This is a genomic window from Mesorhizobium sp. AD1-1 (assembly GCF_020164655.1).
GTDB lineage: Bacteria > Pseudomonadota > Alphaproteobacteria > Rhizobiales > Rhizobiaceae > Mesorhizobium > Mesorhizobium ciceri.
Genome location: NZ_JAIUGP010000002.1, coordinates 159928 through 181655 on the forward strand (window position 1 = coordinate 159928; position 21728 = coordinate 181655).

17 protein-coding genes and 1 pseudogene are annotated in these 21728 nt (G+C 62.0%); 4 read left to right on the forward strand and 14 right to left on the reverse strand.

All coding sequences use genetic code 11. The features are described from left to right. Positions 1-78 precede the first annotated feature (78 nt). Positions 79-1602, reverse strand: a complete 1524-nt coding sequence (locus LB519_RS04300) for a collagen-like protein (RefSeq protein ID WP_224618807.1) — start codon at positions 1600-1602, stop codon at positions 79-81. A 223-nt stretch (positions 1603-1825) separates the two neighbouring features. Then, entirely contained in the window at positions 1826-2539 is a 714-nt protein-coding gene (locus LB519_RS04305; protein WP_013529057.1) for a response regulator transcription factor, read from the reverse strand. Between the two features lie 11 nt (positions 2540-2550). Between LB519_RS04305 and LB519_RS04310 the strand changes: the two genes are divergently transcribed. Next, positions 2551-4632 (forward strand): sensor histidine kinase, encoded by a 2082-nt coding sequence (locus LB519_RS04310; protein WP_224618809.1) that lies wholly within the window; start codon positions 2551-2553, stop codon positions 4630-4632. 726 nt (positions 4633-5358) lie between these two features. Here the strand turns inward: LB519_RS04310 and LB519_RS04315 are convergent. Together LB519_RS04315 and LB519_RS04320 are read right to left on the reverse strand one after the other, a co-directional pair. Then, positions 5359-5949, reverse strand: a pseudogene (locus LB519_RS04315) (NADPH-dependent F420 reductase); the annotation flags it as partial. Positions 5950-6023: 74 nt separating this feature from the next. Beyond that, positions 6024-6758, reverse strand: coding sequence for an SDR family NAD(P)-dependent oxidoreductase (locus LB519_RS04320; protein WP_224618813.1), 735 nt, complete (start codon positions 6756-6758; stop codon positions 6024-6026). 277 nt (positions 6759-7035) lie between these two features. Between LB519_RS04320 and LB519_RS04325 the strand changes: the two genes are divergently transcribed. Further along, a complete protein-coding gene (locus LB519_RS04325; RefSeq protein ID WP_013529052.1) occupies positions 7036-7932 on the forward strand; it encodes a LysR family transcriptional regulator in 897 nt (298 codons plus the stop codon). Positions 7933-8207: 275 nt separating this feature from the next. Here the strand turns inward: LB519_RS04325 and recQ are convergent, their stop codons facing one another. Then, entirely contained in the window at positions 8208-10049 is a 1842-nt protein-coding gene (recQ, locus tag LB519_RS04330) for a DNA helicase RecQ (protein WP_127365758.1), read from the reverse strand. Further along, complete coding sequence (locus LB519_RS04335) at positions 10049-10810, reverse strand: sulfotransferase family protein (protein ID WP_318011906.1); 762 nt, start codon at positions 10808-10810, stop codon at positions 10049-10051. The genes recQ and LB519_RS04335 overlap by 1 nt, the downstream gene beginning before the upstream one ends. Before the next feature lie 349 nt (positions 10811-11159). On the opposite strand from LB519_RS04335, the gene LB519_RS04340 reads away from it, so the two are divergent. Then, positions 11160-12581, forward strand: a complete 1422-nt coding sequence (locus tag LB519_RS04340; protein WP_224618815.1) for a coniferyl aldehyde dehydrogenase — start codon at positions 11160-11162, stop codon at positions 12579-12581. A 272-nt stretch (positions 12582-12853) separates the two neighbouring features. On the opposite strand, the gene LB519_RS04345 is transcribed toward LB519_RS04340, so the two are convergent. From LB519_RS04345 to uxaC, 8 genes are all read right to left on the reverse strand, one after another. Then, positions 12854-13189 (reverse strand): cupin domain-containing protein, encoded by a 336-nt coding sequence (locus LB519_RS04345; protein ID WP_013529048.1) that lies wholly within the window; start codon positions 13187-13189, stop codon positions 12854-12856. 66 nt (positions 13190-13255) lie between these two features. Continuing rightward, on the reverse strand, positions 13256-14014 hold the full coding sequence (gene kduD, locus LB519_RS04350; RefSeq protein WP_224618817.1) for a 2-dehydro-3-deoxy-D-gluconate 5-dehydrogenase KduD: 759 nt from the start codon (positions 14012-14014) through the stop codon (positions 13256-13258). Further along, positions 14011-14862, reverse strand: a complete 852-nt coding sequence (kduI, locus tag LB519_RS04355; RefSeq protein WP_024504235.1) for a 5-dehydro-4-deoxy-D-glucuronate isomerase — start codon at positions 14860-14862, stop codon at positions 14011-14013. Before kduI ends, kduD begins: the two co-directional genes overlap by 4 nt. 22 nt (positions 14863-14884) lie before the next feature. Next, the gene (locus LB519_RS04360) at positions 14885-15658 is read right to left on the reverse strand and encodes a FadR/GntR family transcriptional regulator (protein WP_024504234.1); all 774 of its coding nucleotides are present in this window, start codon (positions 15656-15658) and stop codon (positions 14885-14887) included. Positions 15659-15762: 104 nt separating this feature from the next. Beyond that, a complete protein-coding gene (locus LB519_RS04365; RefSeq protein ID WP_013529044.1) occupies positions 15763-17043 on the reverse strand; it encodes a TRAP transporter large permease in 1281 nt (426 codons plus the stop codon). After that, on the reverse strand, positions 17044-17571 hold the full coding sequence (locus tag LB519_RS04370; RefSeq protein ID WP_024504232.1) for a TRAP transporter small permease: 528 nt from the start codon (positions 17569-17571) through the stop codon (positions 17044-17046). It abuts the gene before it with no gap. Between the two features lie 59 nt (positions 17572-17630). Continuing rightward, positions 17631-18608, reverse strand: coding sequence for a TRAP transporter substrate-binding protein (locus LB519_RS04375; protein WP_024504231.1), 978 nt, complete (start codon positions 18606-18608; stop codon positions 17631-17633). A 32-nt stretch (positions 18609-18640) separates the two neighbouring features. Then, positions 18641-20101, reverse strand: a complete 1461-nt coding sequence (uxaC, locus tag LB519_RS04380; protein ID WP_063173284.1) for a glucuronate isomerase — start codon at positions 20099-20101, stop codon at positions 18641-18643. Positions 20102-20196: 95 nt separating this feature from the next. On the opposite strand from uxaC, the gene LB519_RS04385 reads away from it, so the two are divergent. After that, a complete protein-coding gene (locus LB519_RS04385) occupies positions 20197-21717 on the forward strand; it encodes a mannitol dehydrogenase family protein (protein ID WP_224618820.1) in 1521 nt (506 codons plus the stop codon). Positions 21718-21728: the final 11 nt, after the last annotated feature.

Here is a 21728-nt window from a genome sequence, read left to right on the forward strand (position 1 = left end):
GCTATCCTCAAACGATTCGATTCTAAGTTGCTGATCACGTCGCCAACCGTAGCGGCATGACCAGGATAGAAGGGGGCACTATGGGCCTGCCGGTCCGGTAGGTCCCTCCGGTCCCACCGGCCCCACCGGTCCGGCAGGTCCTACCGGTCCGGCAGGTCCCTCCGGTCCGGCAGGTCCCTCCGGTCCCGCAGGCCCGGCAGGTCCGCTAGGTCCCTCCGCACCGGGCGCGCCGGGAGGTCCAGACGCGCCGGTATCGCCGGGCGCTCCAGGTGTCCCGTCCGATCCGGGCAGTCCGACAGGCCCAGCAGGTCCGCCAGGTCCCTCCGCGCCGGGCGCGCCGGGAGGCCCAGACGCGCCGGGCACTCCAGGCGTACCAGCCTCGCCGGGTGCGCCAGGCGCCCCCGGCTGTCCCCAAACATTGGTGGAAGGCGTCGGCAAGTTGCCAACGTCTTTTACGATGTGCGATGGAAGGAAGTCGCCACGATCACGCTGAATCAAGGAACGACCTGGCTTGTCGGCATAATAATCGTTCTGACCATCCGTGACCGCGCACTCGAAATTCTGGTCCGGATCCTTGCAGAAGACTGTCTTCGGGGCGCTTCGATCGCCATTGGTGCCGAAGTGGAATCTCAAACCGGCCATCGCAGAAAAATCGCCGCTTGAGGAGACGTCGCTGTTCGTCAGATCGAAGCTGAAATCACTGTAGATAGAAGTCGCTATCCCGCTTCCGAACTCGGTCAGGTACTCGGCGCCGCCAACAAGTTGCGTTCTACCACCAAAGGCGTCGCGATGACGCAGGCCGCCATTAACCTTGAAGTTATCCGTAGGATAGTACCCGACCCTGCCTTCGGCGAACGGGCTGACGTCCTCTTCAAGTGAGTTCCATTCTATACCGGCAAGTCCCTCAAGCGTGACCCGGCCCAGATAGTACTGGCCTTCAACGCCGAGCTTGCCTTCGACATAACCGTTTTCAAGAACTCCACCATCATCGTAACCACCTCCGCCGTGAAGGTAGCTTCCATACAGACCCAGCGCCCCAACTTTCGGATCACGGCGGAACAGATGCGCGGCGGCACCTGTGAAGTTACTGTTTGGCGTCACGCCACCAATCGCATCGACCTGGAAGCCGTATTTTTCACCGAGCGGGAGCGCCACGGAACCGTCGGTAAAGGCATACGGGTCGTGACCGTTGGTTCCCCCGCCGAATCCGACACGCACATTGGGCGCGGCAACGGCACGAGTGTCGGATTGCGGATTTGACAGGTACATGCGCCTCTCAACCGAGGATAGCGCAGCCATCTCGCGACTCTGGGCCACCGAACCCTTGAGGGTGGCCAGTTCTTCTTTAACCTGAGCAGTCTCGGCGTACGCGGCCTCAAGTTTGCGCGCCATCTGCTTCTGATTTCGCTGCAGGTCCAAAATCATCTGATAGAGTTGTTCGTTGCTTGGCGCCCCGGCTAGCGCGGGGGTAATCGCGACATAGATGGATGCGAACGTTAGAATAGAACAACTGGCAAATAAAATTCTCTTATGCTGCCGCATCCCGCACCCCTTCTGCGCACCGCCGCCCTCGTTATCTACCTCGCCATGCGCACGATACATTCCTGTTCGATTATGCATAGAATGCGAGCCATCTAACGAATGCCGATTTATCCAACCCTTTCCTTGAAGTAATTAATCTCGCGATTATTCACAATCGCAGTAACTGTCATATCCTTACACTTACTGTCAGTCGCTTGAGGATGCTTCTCGAATTCCTTCCCTATCATCTTCCAAATTGATGAGATCGGCAATCTTCTCTCTGGACAGGGTCGGCACGATCATTCTAATCGGGGAAGGCGAAGCCTGACCCGCGAATTGCGTGCAAGGGGAGAAGCATGTCGGATTTCTTGGCTCTTCGACGCAGCCGGCTCACGATGGTGTCCAGGTGGGCATAGTTGAAGTCATAGATGTCTGCGCCCATGGCTTCGACGAGCGCGCGGCGATCGACGGTCTTGCCACGCTCACTGAACAAGCGTTCCAAAAAGTGCCGTTCCGAGGTGGTCAAGCGAAGGCGATGGCCCATGCCGTCGGTAAGCACCCAGCCGCCTTCCTCCAGGGCCCATCGTGGGGCCGGAGACGACGAAGGGGCGCGGCGCCTGTTGAGACGTTCATTGACCGCCATCACCGTGGCAGCAAGCTCCCGAACATCAATGGGTTTGACGAGGTAAGCGTCAGCGCCCGCTTCAAGACCATTGAGCCGGTCGTCGATGGAACTCCGGGCCGTCGCCATGACGATCCCGACCGATTGTAAGGCCCGCAAATGGGTAGCTATGGAAAGGCCGTCTTCGCCCTCCAGGCCAATGTCGAGAATGACGATTTCAGCCGGCTTGGCGGCACAGGCTCGGTAGAGGGCGGCAGCATTGTGGAATCCATGTACGTTCAGGCCCAATCTGGATAGTCCGAAGACCATCTCCTCGCGGAAATCCCTGTCGTCATCGACAAGATAAACAAGGGGGGAGATCACGACAACGCCATGCTTGTAGCCTTCTCCGATCATCTACGGACCCCATGCAGCAATCTGATACCATTCGATTTCATTTATTCGCCGCATTGTCTATATTGTTTGTGTGTCTTGTGCCGCAAACGTTATGGGCGCTTCCGCTGAAACCGACGGACGGCCTCAAGGCTCCGGTTTCACTCAGCGGTCACCTCGCAATCTTTCATGATCCCACCGGCGCGCTCACGTTCAATGATATCGTTTCCAAGCGCTCCAACATCCAGTTCGAACCCATCCCTTCGATGCTCACGCAGGGCTATCAAAAGGGCGCAATCTGGGCCCGGTTCTCCCTGTCTGCCTCCACGGCTCCAAGGCAATGGCTGCTGCAGGTAGAACGGCCCTTGATCGAACACATCACGCTGTATGTCTCTGACGGGGCGGGAGGTTATTCGGTCTTGCCCCCTGGCCGACTCAACCTAGGGGATGGAGCAGACGCCGACGCATATCCGGCCGTCTTCCCAATTTCCGTGCCGTCCACCCGAACCGATTATTACATCCGACTCCAATCGTCGACCTCGATCACCACTTCGCTGAACCTTTGGCAGAGTCAAGGCTATGAAGAGTATCGCCGATCCGACGATTGGATCATGGGCATGGTGGTTGGCGCGATTTTCGTCATGATCTTCACCAATTTTCTGTATGCCGTATGGCTCCGGGATTCTTTATATCTTCTATACATCGCGGTTATCATAGAGTCTGGGCTAATAAGTCTCTTCCACATGGGATACGCATCCGAAATTCTGAGGTCTCTAGAGCCGAAAACCATACACCTCATTTGGGGTATTATCGTTTGCTTATACAGTATAGTGCTGATATTATTTTTATCTAGACTGTTTGATTTTCACCGCCAATTGATCTGGGCGTGGCGCATCTCCCAGGGCGTTGTACTGCTCAATGGCATCGCCTTGGCTTTTGCGATTGTGGGACGCTACGGCGACGTCGGGTTTTTCGTATCGCGACTGCAGCAGCTGTCTCTCATCTTCATTTCGCTGCTGGTGCTCTATCTGCTCATTGTGCGGCGACGGTATCAATATCTGCTGTCGGCGATTGCATTTTTGAGCGTAATCTCTGTCATGCTGGTGATGCAGATGATGTATACTGGGGCCAACCCGTTCCAACTGGATGGCTCTTTGTCCAGATTCTTGGCCGGCGGGACCGTGATTCACCTGGCGTTGCTCAGCGCGGCCGTCGCGAAGAGAACGCGGCTTGCCGAGCGCAGCTTGAGCGAGGAAAAGGACCGCGTCATCGCAGTGTCGCGCTTGGCCGAGCAGGAGCTGACTATCAAGGTGCGCGAAAGGACCGCTGAGCTTGGGGAAAGAAACACCTCGCTCATGGTGGAAGTGGATCGACGTCACCTGCTTGAACTCAAGCTCAGGCAGGCTCTGGACACCGCCAACGATGCTCTGGCTCAGCAGCGGGACTTTGTGGCCTTGGTATCTCATGAGTTTCGCGGCCCGTTGGCCGTCATCTCTGCCGCCGCCGACAATCTGTCATCTTCTGCAGGTGAAAGCGCCGACAATATCAAGTTGCGCACCACAAGGATCCGCCAGACCGTCAAGAGGATGTCATCGCTGATTGAAAACGTCCTAGCCTTCGACCGGCTCAATGGCGGGCACGAAACTCTTCCCAGGATCAAGATGTTCGACCTGAATGAGGTTTTGCGCGCCGCCGAAGCGGGATTGGATGATGCTGCGGCCGGACGTGTTAGCTTCACTCACGGCGATGAAGTGATTGTGAAAGGTGACCGCAACCTGCTGGAGATTGTGATACAAAATCTGATCCAGAACGCCCTGAAATACTCATCGGTGACCAGCTCTGTGACGATCCGGCTGTCGACTGAGCAGGGCGTGGCGTTTGTACACGTGGCGGATCAGGGCTCTGGCGTAGCGCCCGACGACCACGAGTTCATATTCATGAGGTACTATCGCGCCGCGGGCCAACTGGTAAACGGCTCCGGTTTAGGGCTCTACATTTCACGCGAGATCGCCCGGCAGCATGGCGGCGGTCTCATACTGGCCGCCAGCGACGTCAACGGGTCGACATTCCGCCTCTCACTGCCCGTCGAGCGGAACTGGCCTGCCCCTGAAAAGTGATCCCCCTGACATATGGCCTTTGGGCCGAACCAGGACTGAAGAAAATGGCCGGAAAGAGACACAGTTGCGGCCGCTCATTGTCTACCGTTAACCTCCGGCAAATCTTGCGGATCTGGTAGAGAGGCGGCGATAGAGCCGCTCGAGCCGGGACACTCTGGCCTTCGCGGAGGCCGTAAAGCTTCGGCGATGGGCAGGCCCATCCGGCATCTCCGCACATCGCTTCTGTCCGCAAGCGCAGCCATGCCGCTGTGAATTTACCAGCCGCTTTAGCCCAAATGGGGAAGAGGCCCGGCCCACGATCTCGTAACGGTTGGTTCGCCGAACCCAGTTAGGAGACCACGATGCGCAAAGCCTCTCTCGCCATCGCAGCTTTCTTCAGCCTTGCCACTGTTGCATCGGCATGCGTGTCGATGGACGGCAACTTCGTCGTAAACAACTGCAATTATCGCGTCATGGGAAATTACAAAGGCTCGGATGGCAGTTGGGGTGGCTTCGGACCATCCGCGCGGGCGGTCGTGAGGCAACTTCCAAAAGACGCGATGCCGGCTGGGACATCAGCTTTTGCAACTATGAAGTATGGGTGGCAGGCACATGTCGGCCGAAGGATCCCAGGCAGATGTAGGCCGCTTTCAAGCACGTCCCTTCGCGCGCTTGGCTCGTTGCCGACGATGTGGCCGGCATCGAACGCCTGCCACTCTGTCGGCGCACGATAAATCCGTTACTGCCCTTCTTGAACAGGTCCTGGAAGATCAGCTGGCCCCAAGTGCGGCCACGTGCGTGCACCAATGCGCCGCCCTCGTTGAGCTTCCCCAGCTTGACCGGTGCGAACCCGAGTTGTCTGGCCAAGGCCGCCACGGGAGCGATCGCGTCCTCGTCGTCGCTCGACAGAAAGACGACCCGGTGCCCGCCCTCGACGATCGGATCGGCAGCCAAGGTGGCCGCAATCAGGTGATTGAAGCCTTTGACGAGCTTGGCGCCGGTGAACGCCTTCGCGACGAAGGCGGAGGACGGCAGACCGTCCAGCTCTTCGGGGACTGGAAACACGTTCGTCGCGTCGATGATCGTCTTGCCTTCCCAGCTTGGCAGCGCCTTCGCGACATCCGGGTGCGATTCAAAGCGGACAGCCAAAAAGATGATGTCCGCCTTGACGGCGTCCGCCAGTGTTTTCGGGATGATCGTGGGTCCGATCGCGGCCGCGTCGGATGCAAAGCTTTCCGGGTCGCGCGTGGTTGCCACGGACACTTCGAGGCCCTTGCGGGCAAATGCCTTGGCAAGAGCCTGGCCGATCTTGCCGAAGCCGATAATTGCGTAGCTCATGTATACTCTCCTTCAGTTTACCAGGCCCTGCGGGCTCGGGATATCGAATGGAATGAACGGCGGGGCGTAGCGGGTCAGATTTGCGCCAAGCCCCCGTCGACGGCGACCTCGCTGGCAGTCATGAAGCTGCTGTCGGGCGACGCGAGAAACGCAGCCGCCGCCCCGATCTCCGCTGGATCGGCCATACGCTGAAGCGGATTCATCGAGGCGAAGACCTTCAAGCCCTCCTCGCCTATCGCTGCCTTCGCGAGTTCGGTCGCCGTCGGCCCGGGCGACAGCACGTTTACCCGGATGCCGGTGCCTTTCAAGTCTTCCGCCCAGGTCCGCGCGAGGTTGCGCACGGCCGCCTTGCTCGCGCTATAGACGCTGAATGCGGGCGCGCCCGTGGTGCCGGCGCTCGATCCGGTCAGGATAATCGAACCGCCCTCGCCCATCAGCGGCAGCGCCTTCTGGACCGTGAAGATCGTACCCTTCACATTGGTGTTGAAGGTCTCGTCAATGTGCCCGGCGGTGAGCTTGCCGAGCGGAAGCAGGCTTCCCACCCCGGCGTTGGCGAAGATGATGTCGAGGGTTCCGCGCTCGGCCTTCACCGCCGCGTAGAGCCGATCGAGGTCGGCCTCATCCGAGACCGAGCCCTTCACCGCGCGGGCATTGGGCCCGAGCTCGGCCACAGCGGCGTCTAGCGCTTCCTGCCGGCGGCCGAAGATGAAGACGAAGGCGCCCTCCTCGATGAAGCGCTTTGCAGCGGCGAGGCCGATGCCGGTGGCACCACCCGTTATAACCGCAACCTTACCATCCAGTTTTCCCATGACTTAATCCTTCCAGGCTCTGTCTTTGGTCGTTCGGGGACGCCCCGAGAACCTCTAGATGGGCCCGCCGGGGTCGCGCGGTGAGTGCGGAAGCGCGCACATCGGTGGTGCAGAATCGATCCGCTTTCAGGATTGACGCCAGCCCGCGACGATCCGTGTCCGCCGTTCGGAATAGCGTCGCCCTTGTCGACACAAGCCACGATATCCCGCCCCTACTGCTGTAGGATGTGTTAGATACGGGCTTTGGAAGGCGCACCGCGCGGTGCCGGATTGCACCATGATCGACTGGGATGACGTTCGCTACTTTCTAGCCGTCGCACGCGGAGGCTCGGTGCGGGCTGCCGGCGCGCAGCTCGGGGTGAATCACTCGACCGTGCTGCGACGCATCGCACAGCTTGAGGAACGCCTCGGGGCGCAAATGTTCGAAAAGCTGCCTTCGGGCTACCGCCTGACCGCTGCGGGCGAGGAGGTCCTCGAGCTCGCGAACCAGATGGAAGCGTCGTCGCACCAGCTGGAGACGCGCGTCTTCGGGCGCGACCAGAGCGTACGCGGACTTCTGCGGGTGACGCTGGCACCGCCCCTCGCGACGCACCTGCTCATGCCGGACTTCGCCGATTTCGCGCACCTGCATCCAGACATCGAGATGGAAATCCTGTCGTCCGGCGAGCTGGCAAATCTGACCAACCGAGAGGCCGACGTGGCGATCCGCGTCGTCTACGACCGCAAAACCCTGCCGCTCAATCTTCACGGCCTGAAGGGAGCGGAGGTGTTTGGCGGCGTCTACATGTCCCGCGACCGCCTGGCCGCGTGGCGTGCGGGCGCACCTGATCCCATCCGGTGGATCGTCATAAGCGTTCATGGAATTCCAGAGTGGGCGAGCGCGGGTGAGGTTGGCACCACGGGAGTTCCATTCAGGATCACGGACGCCGAGGCGCAGATCGTTGCCGTACGGCAAGGTCTCGGGATCACGACACTGCCGTGCTTCGTCGGAGATGCCGACCCCCTGCTGGTGAGGGTGCCGGGCACCGACCTGCACCTGTACGGAACGCTCTGGCTTCTCACACATGGGGAGACACGCAAGACGAAGCGCGTGCGGCTCTTCACTGAGTTCGTATCCCGCAGGCTCGCCGCCTACGCTCCGCTTCTCGCGGGACTGTCCACATCGCGCGACTGACGCCCGGCGGGTCGCCCGCGACGCTTGCAGTGGATAGGTGCCTGCAAGCGGACAGCGGCATCTATTGCGGTTGCAAATGCTCGGCCATGAAGTCGATGCACGCCTCAGTCTGGGCCTGATCTGTCGACCGGCCGGCCAGAAAACGTTGAACTAATCGGTCCCTGGGGGCATGGGCGGTGGAGGAATGGGCGGCGGCGGCACAGGAGGTTTCGGAACGGATGCCTTCTCCGAAGATCCCTCTGCTTCACGGCGCGTGACCAGTCGCTGATCTGACCTCAGGCCGCCTCACCCGACCGGTGCTCGGCAATCGCACTCAGAAAAACCTGGCCGAATTCCTTGAGCTTTGCCGCCCCAACCCCATTCACTTCAGCGAAGGCGTCGAGGTCGTGCGGGCGGCGCTCGGCCATGTCGATCAGCGTGCGATCGGAGAACACCACATAGGCCGGCACCTGGCGCTCCTTGGCGAGCCGCAGGCGCAAGGATTTAAGCGCGGCCAGTAGCCCGGTGTCCACAGCCGACTGCCCGAGATCCTGCCCCGAGCGCATCTTGCCGCGCAAGGCGCGGCTGCGCACCTCGACGCGATAATGGAACGGCATCTCGCCACGGCCAAGCGCATGGCCTTTTTCGGCGATGGCGAGGCCGCCATGGCCGGCCGGATCCGGCATCAGGAACCCGCCGGCGACGAGTTGCCGGATCAGCGACAGCCAGAAATCCTTCTTGTGCGCCAGACCGCTGCCGAAACTCGTGAGCCTCTGGTGGTTCCTGGCAAGCACCTTCTCGGTTTCATGGCCGAGCAGGATGTCGATGACATGACCGGCACCGAAACGCTCACCGCTCTGGGCGATCGCCGTCAGGATGATCCGAGCCTCGGCTCCGCCATCGGCGCGCGGTGCCTGGTCGAGGCAGGTGTCGCAATTGCCGCAAGGCTGCGCTTCCTCGCCGAAATAGCCGAGCAGCACCTGGCGGCGGCACTGCGCCGTCTCGCAATAGCCTATCAGCGTGTCGAGCCGGCCATGCGAGCGCCTCTTGTGCTCGGGCGGCGCATCCTCGTCGTCGATGAACAACCTGCGCATGCGGATATCGCCCAGGCCGAACAGCATATGCGCCTCGGCGTCCCGCCCATCGCGGCCGGCGCGGCCTATCTCCTGGTAGTAGGCCTCCAGGCTGCCCGGCATGTCGGTGTGGAAGACATAGGCGACGTCAGGCTTGTCGATGCCCATGCCGAAGGCGATGGTCGCCACCATGACGACGCCGGACAAGGTCATGAAGCTGTTCTGGTTGGCGTCACGCGCCTCCTTGCTCATGCCGGCGTGATAAGCGAGCGCGGTGACGCCGTTCTTCTCGAGGAAGGCCGCCATCTCCTCCGTCTTCTTGCGCGACAGGCAATAGACGATGCCGCTGCGGCCGGGATGGCGCTCGACGAAGCGCAGCAATTGGCGCTTGCTGTCCTGCTTGGCCTCGATGGCAAGCTTGATGTTCGGCCGGTCGAAGCCCAGCACCAGGGTCTCGACGCGCTCGGCAAACAGCCGGGATTCGATGTCGGTGCGCGTGCCTTCGTCCGCCGTTGCCGTCAGCGCGATGATCGGCACGCTGGGAAAGATGCCGCGCAGACGCGACAGGTCCTCGTATTCGCGCCGGAACGCCGGCCCCCATTGCGAGATACAATGCGCCTCGTCGACGGCGATCAGGCTGATATCGAGCCTGGCCAGCGCCTCGAGCATCCGTTCGGTCATCAACCGCTCCGGCGCGAGATAGAGCAGGCGCGTCTGGCCCGAGGCGACGCGACGCCATGCGGCAATATTGGCATCGCGGTCGATCGAGGAATTGATCGTATCGGCGGCCACGCCGGCAAGCCGCAAGGCGGCGACCTGATCCTGCATCAGCGCCACCAGCGGCGAAACGACAATGGTGAGCCCGCCCAGGACAAGCGCCGGCACCTGGTAGCAAAGCGATTTGCCCGCACCAGTCGGCATCACAGCCAGCACATGACGCCCGGCCAGCAGCGCGTCCATGACATCGGCCTGCCCGGGGCGAAAATCATCGAAGCCGAACACGTCCTTCAGCACGCGCCGCTTGGGATCCAGCTCTTCTGTCGCGAGGGCCGCCGGTGCCTGCATCACCGCGCGTCCACGGTCGGCGTGCTTGTTGGCATGTCATAGCCGAACTCGGCGCAGAAACGTTGGACGCGGGCGAGAAATGCCGGGGGCAGGCCGCCGAGATAGGTCCTGAGTTCTTCATTCCGTTCCCATTTTCTCAACGAAGCCACCCGGATCGGATTGTCCGGGTCCTCGCTGAAACGAATGCGCGGTGTCAGTCCGAATGACTGCGCGATTCTGTCCTGCTGCGCATCGGGCGCGCCGATCATGTCTTCGTAGCGGACGAAAAGGATCTGCCGGTGCGGTTGTGCCTTCTTCAGCCGGATCAGCGCGTCGTATTCGGTCAGCCAGCGTTGCGGCGTGACGTGGAACCGACGCTGGTTGCGTGTTTGCGGATGCGAACTTGTCAGCGTGTCGAATGGATGGCGCACGCAATAGATCAAGCCGATGGAGGTCGGTAGCTTCGCCAGATGCGCAAAACCGCGCGCATCGCGCTTGACGACGAGGTTCGATTCCGGCCGGTCCAGCATGTCCAGCATTGCGTATCGCGCTTCGGGCGGATGGACGAAAATGTCCTCGAAACACCTCATCAGCCGCTGTGTCAGCGTCGTCCCGCTGCGTGCGCAGCCCGAAATGAAAATTCTGTTGGCGGGCGTCGCGCGTGCATATCTGCGTCTTTGCATGCGCTGTCTCAGAGACAGCGGCACGAACCGCAGAAACTCCCGCACAACCCTTCGCGCAGCCGCTCCAAACGCAGCCTCAAGCCTGTGAGCGCCCTTCATCCGCAATTCCGCTGGGCCGCGGGGGGCGGAACGCGCCGCTTGGGGTCCATGGCCAAGATGCTTGTCACCGATATCAGCATCAGGCGGACACCGGGCTGGAATTTCGTAGACTGGAGAGGATGTGGAAACCGGTCAAGACGACTCTCTGGCGTGACGCTTTGGAGTAGCGCAGCCGTCATCCAACCACAACGCCCCCTTTGCAGGAACCTGTCGTTGATGCGGCCATCGGCGCCTGCCAGCCGGATGCCGTGCACATCCGAAAGCGGCTTCCCCTAGGACACCTGCACCCCCGCTGGATTCCGCCACGCACCACGATGTAAGCTCCGTCCGGCAAGCCAGGGAGGGCGTGATGCTGCAGACCAGACAGAATGTTCTCGGCGAGCGGTTCCACCTGCAGCGCGCCGCCTTCGAGGCGCAGCCTTTCCCCAACTTTGACGTTCGCAAGGATCGCCTCAAACGCCTGCTCGCGCTGACCGAGCGGCATGAAGCCGACATCTGCACCGCCATCGACACCGACTTTGGCGGCCGTTCCGCGCATGAGACGCGTCTTGCGGAACTGTTCGTCGTACGTGCCGGCATCCGCCACGCGCTGTCGCACCTCAGGGGTTGGATGCGCGAACGCCGCGTTGCCACCACCATGCCGTTCCTGCCCGGCAGAAATCGCCTCATCCCGCAGCCGCTCGGTGTCATCGGCATCGTGTCGCCCTGGAATTATCCTTTCCAGCTCGCCGTCGCGCCGGTGACCGCCGCCCTTGCCGCCGGCAACCGCGTGCTCATCAAACCTTCCGAGCTGACGCCGGCATTTTCCGCGCTGCTGGCCAAACTCGTTGCCGAGCATTTCGCAGCCGATGAGCTCAGCGTCATCAGCGGCGATGCGGAGATGGGAAAGGCCTTCGTGTCGATGCCTTTCGATCATTTGCTGTTCACCGGCTCGACCGCGGTCGGACGCCAGGTCGCGATCGCCGCGGCCGCCAACCTGACCCCGGTCACGCTCGAACTCGGCGGCAAGTCGCCGGCAATCTTCGATCCGTCATGCGACCTCGACGCGGCAGTATCGAGCATTGCCTACGGTAAGCTGTTGAATGCCGGGCAGACCTGTATCGCGCCGGATTACCTTCTGGTGCCGAAGGGGCAAGCAGGCACGGTCGCTGCCAGGCTCGCAACGGCGATCGCTAAGCTCTACCCGACCCTGCGCGACAACCCCGACTATACCGCCATCATCAGCGATCGGCACCACCAGCGCCTGCGCGACATGGTCACTGAAGCGCGTGACGCCGGCGCCGATGTCACCGAAATCAACCCGGCCGGCGAGGAACTTGACGCCAATAGCGGGAAGTTGCTGCCGACCCTGGTCCGCAATGCCGGCGCAAACCTGCGGCTGATGCGCGAAGAGATCTTTGGGCCGGTGCTGCCCATCGTAGAATACACCGGGATCGACGAGGCGATCGCCCATGTGAACGGGGCCGACCGCCCGCTGGCACTCTACTGGTTCGGCTGCGACAGCGGCAACCGTCAACGCATCCTGCGCGAGACAATTGCCGGCGGCGTCACCGTCAACGACTGCATGCTGCATCTGGTACAGGAAAACCAGCCTTTTGGCGGCGTCGGCGCCAGCGGCATGGGCGCCTATCACGGCGAATGGGGCTTTCGCACCTTCAGCAAGGAGAAACCGGTTTTCCTGCAGTCGCGGCTGAGCGCGGGAAGCCTGCTGCGCCCGCCCTACGGCAAGACGTTCGAGCGGCTTTTCAGCCTCCTGCGGCATATCACCTGACCGACCGAGCTACGCAGCCCCGGTGCATTAAGACTATCTTCACCACGGTGCGGCAGGGTCCTCATCCTGCGGTGATGTCTTGAGTACCGCGGCGCCACAAGCGCCCAGGCAACAGACCCGCGCCTCTTTCTGGGGTGCGGGTCATTCCCCACTCGATCTCTTACCCCTCGTTAGAGCAATTCCAGGAAAAGTGTGAAGCGGTTTTCCGTCTAGAATTGCGTCAAAACAAAGAGTTAGAGCAGCTCGCCGTTTCCGTGAAACGGTGAAATGCTCTAGCCGAGGAAATCGGCCCGGTGCGGCGTAAAGCTGTCGACCAGCCGCCCCGCTTCGAGCGCCTTGACCCCGTGCACCAGGCCCGACGGCACGATGAAACTCCCGCCCGTTCCAACGATCTCGGTCCGACCGTCGATGGTCACCTCGAAGCGGCCTTCGGCGACATAGCTTGCCTGGACGTGCGGGTGCGAATGCAGGGCGCCGACGCCACCCTTGTCGAAGCCGAATTCGACCAGCATCAACTCGTCAGTGTGCAGGAGAATGCGGCGCCTGTTGCCGTCCGGTGTCGCCGTCCAGGCGCCCTCGCCGGCATGCGCGAAGATCTTTGCGGTCATCGTCGTCTCCTCAGAGCAATTCCAGGAAAAGTGTGAAACGGTTTCCGTTCGGAATTGCGTCAAAACCTAGCGCGCCAGCCAGCCGCCATCCACCGGCACCACCGCGCCATGCATGTAGTTCGACGCCGGCGCCAGCAGGAAGACGGCGGCATCGCCAATGTCGCCCGCCTCGCCCCAGCGACCGGCCGGGATGCGCGCCAGGATGGCGGCGCTGCGGTCGGGATCGGCGCGCAGCGCCTGCGTGTTGTTGGTTTCGATATAGCCTGGCGCGATAGCGTTGACGTTGATGCCTTTCTGCGCCCATTCGCAGGCAAGCAGCCGGGTGATGCCGAGCACGCCATGCTTCGAGGCGGTGTAGGACGCCACGCGAATGCCGCCCTGGAAGCTCAGCACCGAGGCAATGTTGACGATCTTGCCTTTCCGCTCAGCGGCCAAGGCACGCCTGGCAAAGCTTTGGCAGAGCAAAAAAACCGCCTTCAGATTGACATCCATGACGTCGTCCCAATCGGCCTCGCTGAGATCGACGGCATCGGCGCGCCGGATGATGCCGGCATTGTTGACCAGCCCGTCGAGCGGGCCGCCTTCGTCCCACACGCGGTCGAGCAAGGGGCCGGCGGCTGACGTGTCGGCAAGATCGGCGCTCACCGCCTCGAATTGCCCGCCCATCGTTGCGATTTTTCTTGCCGTATCGTCCATCGACGAGCGGCCGACGCCGATCACCGTGCCGCCGGCGCGTGCGATCGATACGGCGATGCCCTGGCCGATGCCGGTGTTGGCGCCGGTGACCAGGATACGTTTTCCGGCAAGGCTGAAGGGGTCGCTCACCGCAGATCGCCTAACGCCACCGGGTCGACATCGGTGTAGTCGACATTGTCGCCGGCCATCGCCCAGATGAACGCATAATTGGAAGTGCCGGCGCCGGAGTGGATCGACCAGCCCGGCGACAGCACGGCCTCTTCGTTGGCCATGACGATATGGCGCGTTTCGTCCGGCTCGCCCATGAAGTGGAAGACGCGCGCCGTCTCGGCCAGGTCGAAATAGAGATAGGCCTCCATGCGCCGGTCATGCACATGGCAAGGCATGGTGTTCCAGATAGAGCCCGGCGCCAGCTGGGTCATGCCGACCACCAGCTGGCAGGTCTTTGCGCCATCGGCATGGATGAACTGGAAGATCGAACGCTCGTTGCAGGCATCCTTGCTGCCAAGATCGAGGCGCTTTGCATCGCCGATGCGGATCAGCCGGCTGGGATGAGCCAGATGCGCCGGCGCGCTGAGCAGATAGAACTTCGCCGGCGCCCCCTCGTCCGCCGAGGCGAAGGACACATCCTGTGTGCCCATGCCGAGATAGAGCATGTCGCGCGCCTGCAATTCGAAGGACTGGCCGCCGGTCGTGATGACGCCCACGCCACCGATGTTGACGGCGATCAACTCGCGCCGGTCGAGGAAACCTTTGGTGCCGGTCGGCTTGATCGCTTCCAGTTGGAGCGGCGAGCCTATCGGCACGGCGCCGCCGACGATCATGCGGTCGTAGTGGGTGTAGGTCAGGCTGATGCGGCCGGACTGGAACAGACCGTCAATGTGGAAATTGTGACGGAGTTCATCGGTTCCCATCGCCGCGGCGGCAACCGGGTCTATGGCAAAGCGGGATGTGTAATCGGTATGGCTCTGGCTCATTTTCGTCCTGACTTGAAATGGGTCATTCGCCGGCGGCGGCCCTGACCGAACTGGCATAGAAAGCCTGCCGCGCATGCAGGCGTTCGCGGTAGCGCTGCTGGCTGGCTGTGAGGTGCGCGCGCATTGCCTCGCGCGCCGCTTCGGCATCGCCCGATGTGATCGCATTGAGGATCACCAGGTGTTCGCGCTGCAGCCCGCGCTGGTAGCTGTCGGATTGCGCCAGTTCGGTCGACCAGGGCGAGGTCACGTCGCACGGAATGGCGCGCCGGCCGAGCACGTCGAGCATCTCGACATAGAACGGGTTGTTGGTCGCGCTGGCGATGGCGCGGTGGAAGGCGAGGTCGGCCGGGCCGGTCGGCTCGCTGGCAAGCAGCAGCCGCTCGAATTCGAAGAAGGCTTCCTGGATCGCCGCCTCCTGCGCGGCGTTGCGGCGAATAGCGGCGATCCCGGCCGACTCGATCTCGATTGCCAGGCGTACCTCGAGCACGTTGAGCGCGATCGAATCCTTGGCTCCCATGTCGGCGGCAAGCGCTCCGAACATCGTCGAGATATGCTCGGTGACGAAGACGCCGGCGCCTTGACGCGACTCGACCAGGCCGTCGGCGGCAAGCTTGGCCAGCGCCTCGCGGATTACGGTGCGGCTGACGCCGAAGGTCTCGGTCAGCTGGCCCTCGGTCGGCAATTTGTGGCCAGGCAGGATTTCGCCCGCCTGCAGCTGCTTGCGGATCGCCGCAACGACGGTCTCCGACAGCTTGGGTTTTCTCTCGACCCTGAGATCGGCGGATGCAGCGGACACGTGATGGTCTCCTAAAGCAATTCCAGGAAAAATGTGAAACGGTTTCCGTCCGGAATTGCGTCAAAACAAAGGGTTAGAGCAGTTCGCCGTTCCCGTGAACTGCTCTAGTGGAACAGGTGCGGCAACCACAACGAAATTTCCGGCACGTAGGTGACAAGCATCAACACAGCGAAAGCCGCCCCATAGAATGGCCAGATCGAACGCATCGCCGTCCAGATCGGGATCCGGCCGATCGCGCAGCTGACGAACAGCACGGCCCCCACCGGCGGTGTGCACAAGCCGATGCCGAGATTGAGAATGAGGATCACGCCGAAATGCACCGGATCGACGCCGTAGGCCATGACCACCGGCAGGAAGATCGGCGTGGTGATGATGATCAGCGGCGACATGTCCATGAACGTGCCGAGGATGAGAAGTACGACGTTGATCAACAGCAAGATGACCAGCTTGTTGTCGGATACGGACTGCAGGAAGGCGACCAGAGCGGCCGGCACCCGGAGATAGGCCAGCAGCCAGCCAAAGGCGGCGGCGCAGCCGATGATCATCAGCACCATTGCGGTTGTGCGCACGGCAGCGGTGGTCGCGGTGACGAAGTCGTTCCAGCTCATTGAGCGATAGATCAGCAGGGTCACCAGGAAAGCATAGACGATGGCGATGCAGGAGCTTTCGGTGGCGGTGAAGACGCCGGAGCGAACGCCGCCGAAGATGATGCCGATCAGGATCAGCCCGGGAATTGCGGCAACGAGCAATTGCAGCGCCCTGCCGAAGCCGGCGAACGGCTCGGTCGGATAGGCGCGGCGGCTGGCGACCCAATAGGCCGTGACCATCAGAGATAGCGCCAGCAGCAGGCCCGGTATGATGCCGGCGGTGAACAGATCGGCGATCGAGATCCGGCCGCCGGCCGAAATCGAATAGATGATCATGTTGTGCGAAGGCGGTATCAGCAGCGCAATGATGGCGCCGACTGAAGTGATGTTGACAGCATAATCGACGCCGTAGCCGCGCGCCTTCATCTGCGGGATCATCAGCCCGCCGACCGCCGAGGCATCGGCCACCGCCGAGCCGGAAATGCCGCCGAACATGGTGGAGGCGGCGATGTTGACCTGGCCGAGCCCGCCTCTCAGGTGGCCGACCAACGCCCCGGCGAGCGCAACAAGGCGAGCGGCAATGCCGCCGCGCACCATCAGGTCACCGGCGAAGATGAAGAACGGGATGGCCATCAGCGAAAACACGCTGACACCGGAGTTGAGGCGCTGGAACACCACCAGCGGCGGCAGCCCCAGCACCAGAACCGTGGCGAAGCTGGCGACACCGAGGCAGAAGGCGATCGGTGTGCCGATGATCAGAAGAAAGACGAAGGTGCCGAACAGAACCGTCAATGCCATCTAGAGACCCTCCTCGCCCGTGGCGTACTGATCGGCATCGACCGGCAGTCCGGCAAACCGCCCGGCAAGCCGCTCGAGCGAAAACAGGCAGACAAGCGCGCCGCCCAGGATGACCGGCAGGAAACTGACGCCGCCCGGGAAAGCGAGAGACGGCATCACCGTGTTCCATGTCAGCCGGGTGAGCTGGGCGCCGTAGACGATCATGCCGAGACCGAAGGCGAGCACGACGACATCCGAAATGCTGCGCAGTACCGCCTTTGCGGCGGGCGGCAGGAAATAGAGCAGCACATCGAAGCCCAGATGCGTGCGTTCGCGGACACCGACGGCCGCGCCCAAAAAGATGAACCACCCCATCAAAATCACCGAGAAGGGTTCCGTCCAGCTTGGCGAACTGTTGAGCACATAGCGTGAGAACACCTGCCAGAAGATGATCACGGTCATCAGCGTCAGGCCGATGCCGCTGACCCACAGCGCAAGCCTCGCCAGCATTGACAGCAGCCGTTCTATTGCCAGCCAGAATGGTTTCATATGCGCGCTTCCCCCTGGACGGTGGCGCGCAAGCTCGCGCCACCATTGCCGCGAACGGATTATTTGGTCGCCTGGATGCGCGCGGCGAGATCTTTCAACTCGGGGGTCGAGAGATATTTCTCGTAGACGGGCTTCATCGCATCGATCAGCGGCTGCTTGTCGATCTCACTGACCTTGACGCCGGCTTTCTCGACGATGTCGCGGGACTTCTTCTCCTGCGCGTCCCACAATTCACGCATCTTGACGACGCTGTCCTTGGCCGCCTGCCGCACGATCGCCTGGTCTTCCGGGGCGAGCTTGTCCCAGCTCGCCTTCGACATCACCAGAACCTCGGGCACGATCTGGTGCTGGTCGAGCGTGTAATGCTTGGCGACCTCGAAATGCTTGGCGGATTCGAAGCTCGGCCAGTTGTTCTCGGCGCCGTCGATGACGCCTGTCTGCAAAGCCGAATAGACCTCGCCATAGGCCATCGGCGTGGCGTTGGCGCCCAACGCATTGACCATGTCGACGAACACGTCGGACTGGATGACGCGGAACTTCATGCCCTTCATGTCGGCCATCGAGGTGATGTCCTTCTTGGTGTTGTAGAAGGAGCGTGCCCCGGAATCGTAGAAGGCGAGACCGACAAGGTCGTGAGTCTCAAAGGCTTTCAGGATCTCGTCCCCGATCGGCCCGTCCATGACATGGCGCATATGCTCGACCGAGCGGAACATGTAGGGCAGCGACGGCACCGCGGTCTGCGGAACGATGCCGTTGAACGGCCCCATCGAGACGCGGTTGAGATCGATGACGCCGGTCTGCGTCTGCTCGATCGTGTCCTTCTCCTCGCCGAGCTGCGCCGAATGATAGACCTCGACCGAATAGCGGCCATTGGTGCGCTGCTTGATCAGCTCGCCCATATATTTGACCGCTTCGACGGTTGGATAGCCGTCGGGATGGGTATCGGACGACCGCAGCACGGTTTCGGCGTTGGCGATGCCGACCAGCAACGAGCCGAAAACGAATGTTACTGCCGTCAATTTCGAAAGATGCAACATGACTTCCTCCCTATGAAACCAAAACGCCCGGCTCAGAGCCGGTAGGCCTTTTTCGCAAGTGTATAGGCAAGCTCCCGCGCCAGCTCATGCGCCTCGTCCTCGCGCAGCCGATGCTCGGCGACGAGACGCGCCAGGAACGCGCAGTCGACCCGCCGCGCCACATCGTGGCGCGCCGGGATCGAGGGAAAGGCACGGGTGTCATCGTTGAAGCCGACGGTGTTGTAGAAGCCGGCGGTCTCGGTGGTCATCTCGCGGAAGCGCCGCATGCCTTCCGGGCTGTCGTGGAACCACCAGGCCGGCCCGAGCTTCAGCGCCGGGTAGACACCGGCGAGTGGCGCCAGTTCGCGCGCATAGCTTGTTTCGTCGAGCGTGAAGAGAACGATTGTGAGGTCGCGCTCAAGTCCGACGCAGTCGAGCAGTGGCTTCAGCGCCGTGACATAGTCGGTCCGGGTCGGGATATCGAAACCCTTGTCGCGGCCGAATTTTTGGAAAACAGCCGACGAATGATTGCGCCAGGAGCCGGGATGTATCTGCAGAACCAGCCCGTCGTCGAGGCTCATCTTGGCCATCTCGGTCAGCATCTGGGCGCGGAACAGTTTTCGCTCACGCTCGTCGTCGGAACCACGGCGAACGCGATTGAACAGCTCTTGCGCCGCCGCATCCGAAAGATTGGCGGTCTCGGCCGTCGGGTGGCCGTGGTCGGACGAGGTCGCGCCGAAACTTTTGAAGAAGGCGCGCCGCTGCCGATGCGCATCGAGATAGCCGGCCCAGCTGCCGGTGTCGCAGGCGGTAATTTCGCCGAGCCGGTCGAGATTGGTCGAAAACCCTTCGAAATCGGGATCGACGACAGCATCGGGCCGATAAGCGGTGACCACACGGCCCTGCCAGCCGCTGTCGCGGATCATCTGGTGCCATTTGAGATCGTCGAGCGCACCTTCCGTGGTCGCGATGACCTCGATGTTGAAGCGCTCGAACAGCGCACGGGGCCGGAAATTCTCCCACTGCAGCAGCGTTGCGATGGTGTCGTAGTGGCGGTCGGCGGTCGCCGCGTTCAGCGGTTCGTCGATGCCGAACAGATCGGCAAGCACATGATCGAACCACAGCCGGGTCGGTGTGCCCCGAAACAGATAATAGTGCTCGGCAAAACGACGCCAGATCGTCCGGCCGTCTGTCTCGACAGGCGCGCCGTCCAGCGTCGCCACGCCGAGATCCTCAAGGCGGATGCCTTGGCTGAACAGCATGCGGAAGATGTAGTGATCCGGAACGATGAGCAGTTGCGCCGGATCCGGAAAAGGCTCGTTCAGCGCATACCAACGCGGATCGGTGTGGCCATGCGGGCTGACCAGGGGCAGATCCTTGATCCCGGCATAGAGATCGCGGGCAACCGAGCGCGAATGTGCATCGGCGGGAAACAGCAGATCCGCATCGGTCAGTGGCACGGCAATCCTCCCAGGGCCGCTATCGGTAGGGGCGGCAAGAAATAATGTCAACATACAAAAACTAGATTGTTGTATGATGACTTTTCGGCCCATTGTGTGGCGGGAAATCGAATGTTACGCCGCTTTGCCGATCCCTGCCGAGGCCACTCATGTCATCCGACCAGACCAGTCGCACTACGACGACCGAACGCCTTTCCACGAAGACGGTGCGCGCACTGCCGGCTTCGATCGCGACGCCTTCGTATGACCGCAGCCGCATCGTCCCGGGCATCGTGCATCTTGGCGTCGGCGCCTTCCATCGCGCCCACCAGGCCGCCTATGTCGACGATTGCCTGGCGGCCGGCGAGACGGATTGGAGCATAACAGGCGTTTCGCTGCGCAGCGCCGACACGCGCGACGCACTCACGCCGCAGGATGGGCTCTACACGCTGGCGATCAGAAGCAGTGGAACCGAAAAACTTCAGGTCATCGGCTCGATTACCGCGATGCTGGTGGCGCCGGAGGATCCGGGCGCGGTGCTGGCCGCGCTGACCGATCCGCGCACCCGCATCGTCACACTTACGATCACCGAAAAGGCCTATCTGAGGGCGGCTGGCGGCGGATTGGACGCTGCTCATCCCGATATCGCCCATGATCTGGCCAATCCGCAGATGCCGAAGACAGCGCATGGTTTCCTGACCGAGGCGCTTGCCCGGCGACGCGCCGCCGGCACGCCGCCCTTTACCGTGCTCTGTTGCGACAATCTGCCGGCCAACGGCGCCACGCTGCATCGGCTGTTGGTTGAATTCGCCCAGTTGCGAGATGCCGGGTTCGCCCAATCGAGTGATGTCGGAATTGCCGATCACGTCGCCCATCAGGTCGCCTTTCCTTCAAGCATGGTCGACCGCATCGTGCCGGCAACCACCGATGCCGATCGGGCGCGGATCGCTGAAGAACTCGGTGCCGAGGACGCTTGGCCTGTCATGACCGAGCCGTTCTGCCAATGGGTGGTCGAAGACAATTTCCCAGCGGGCCGCCCGGACTGGGAACAGTTCGGCGTCACCATGGTTCGCGACGTCGGCCCGTTCGAGGACATGAAGCTCAGGCTGCTCAACGGCTCGCATTCGGCCATCGCCTATCTTGGCCTGCTCAGCGGTCATGCCACCGTCGACCGCGCCTTCGCCGACCCGGCGATCCGGCAATTCGTCGATGCATTGTGGGCGGAAGCCATCCCGACCCTGCCCGAGGATGCCGGGCTCGACCCGAGCGCTTACACCGCGGAGCTCGCTGAGCGTTTTTCCAACACTGCACTTGCCCACCGTACGGCTCAGATCGCCAATGACGGCAGCCAGAAATTGCCGCAGCGCATCGTCGCTTCCGCCATCGAATGTCTAGAAGCCGGTACCGAGCTGGTCCATCTCACGTTGGTGGTGGCTGCCTGGATCGCTGCTTGCGCCGCACGAGGAAAAACCTTGCCGGAGGGCCATTTCACCGACCCGCTCGACGCGGCGTTGACGGCACTTTTGGGCGAGCAACTGCCGGCGAACGAAACCGTGACCGCTGTGTTCGACCTCGCCGGCTTCGCCAAGGACCATGCCGAGCGCCAGACCTTGATCGAGCTCGTGGCCGTGCATCTCGTCCACCTGCGACGAGACGGCCCGACATTGGCTTTCGCAGCCTTGGGCATTTAAACAAAAAAGCG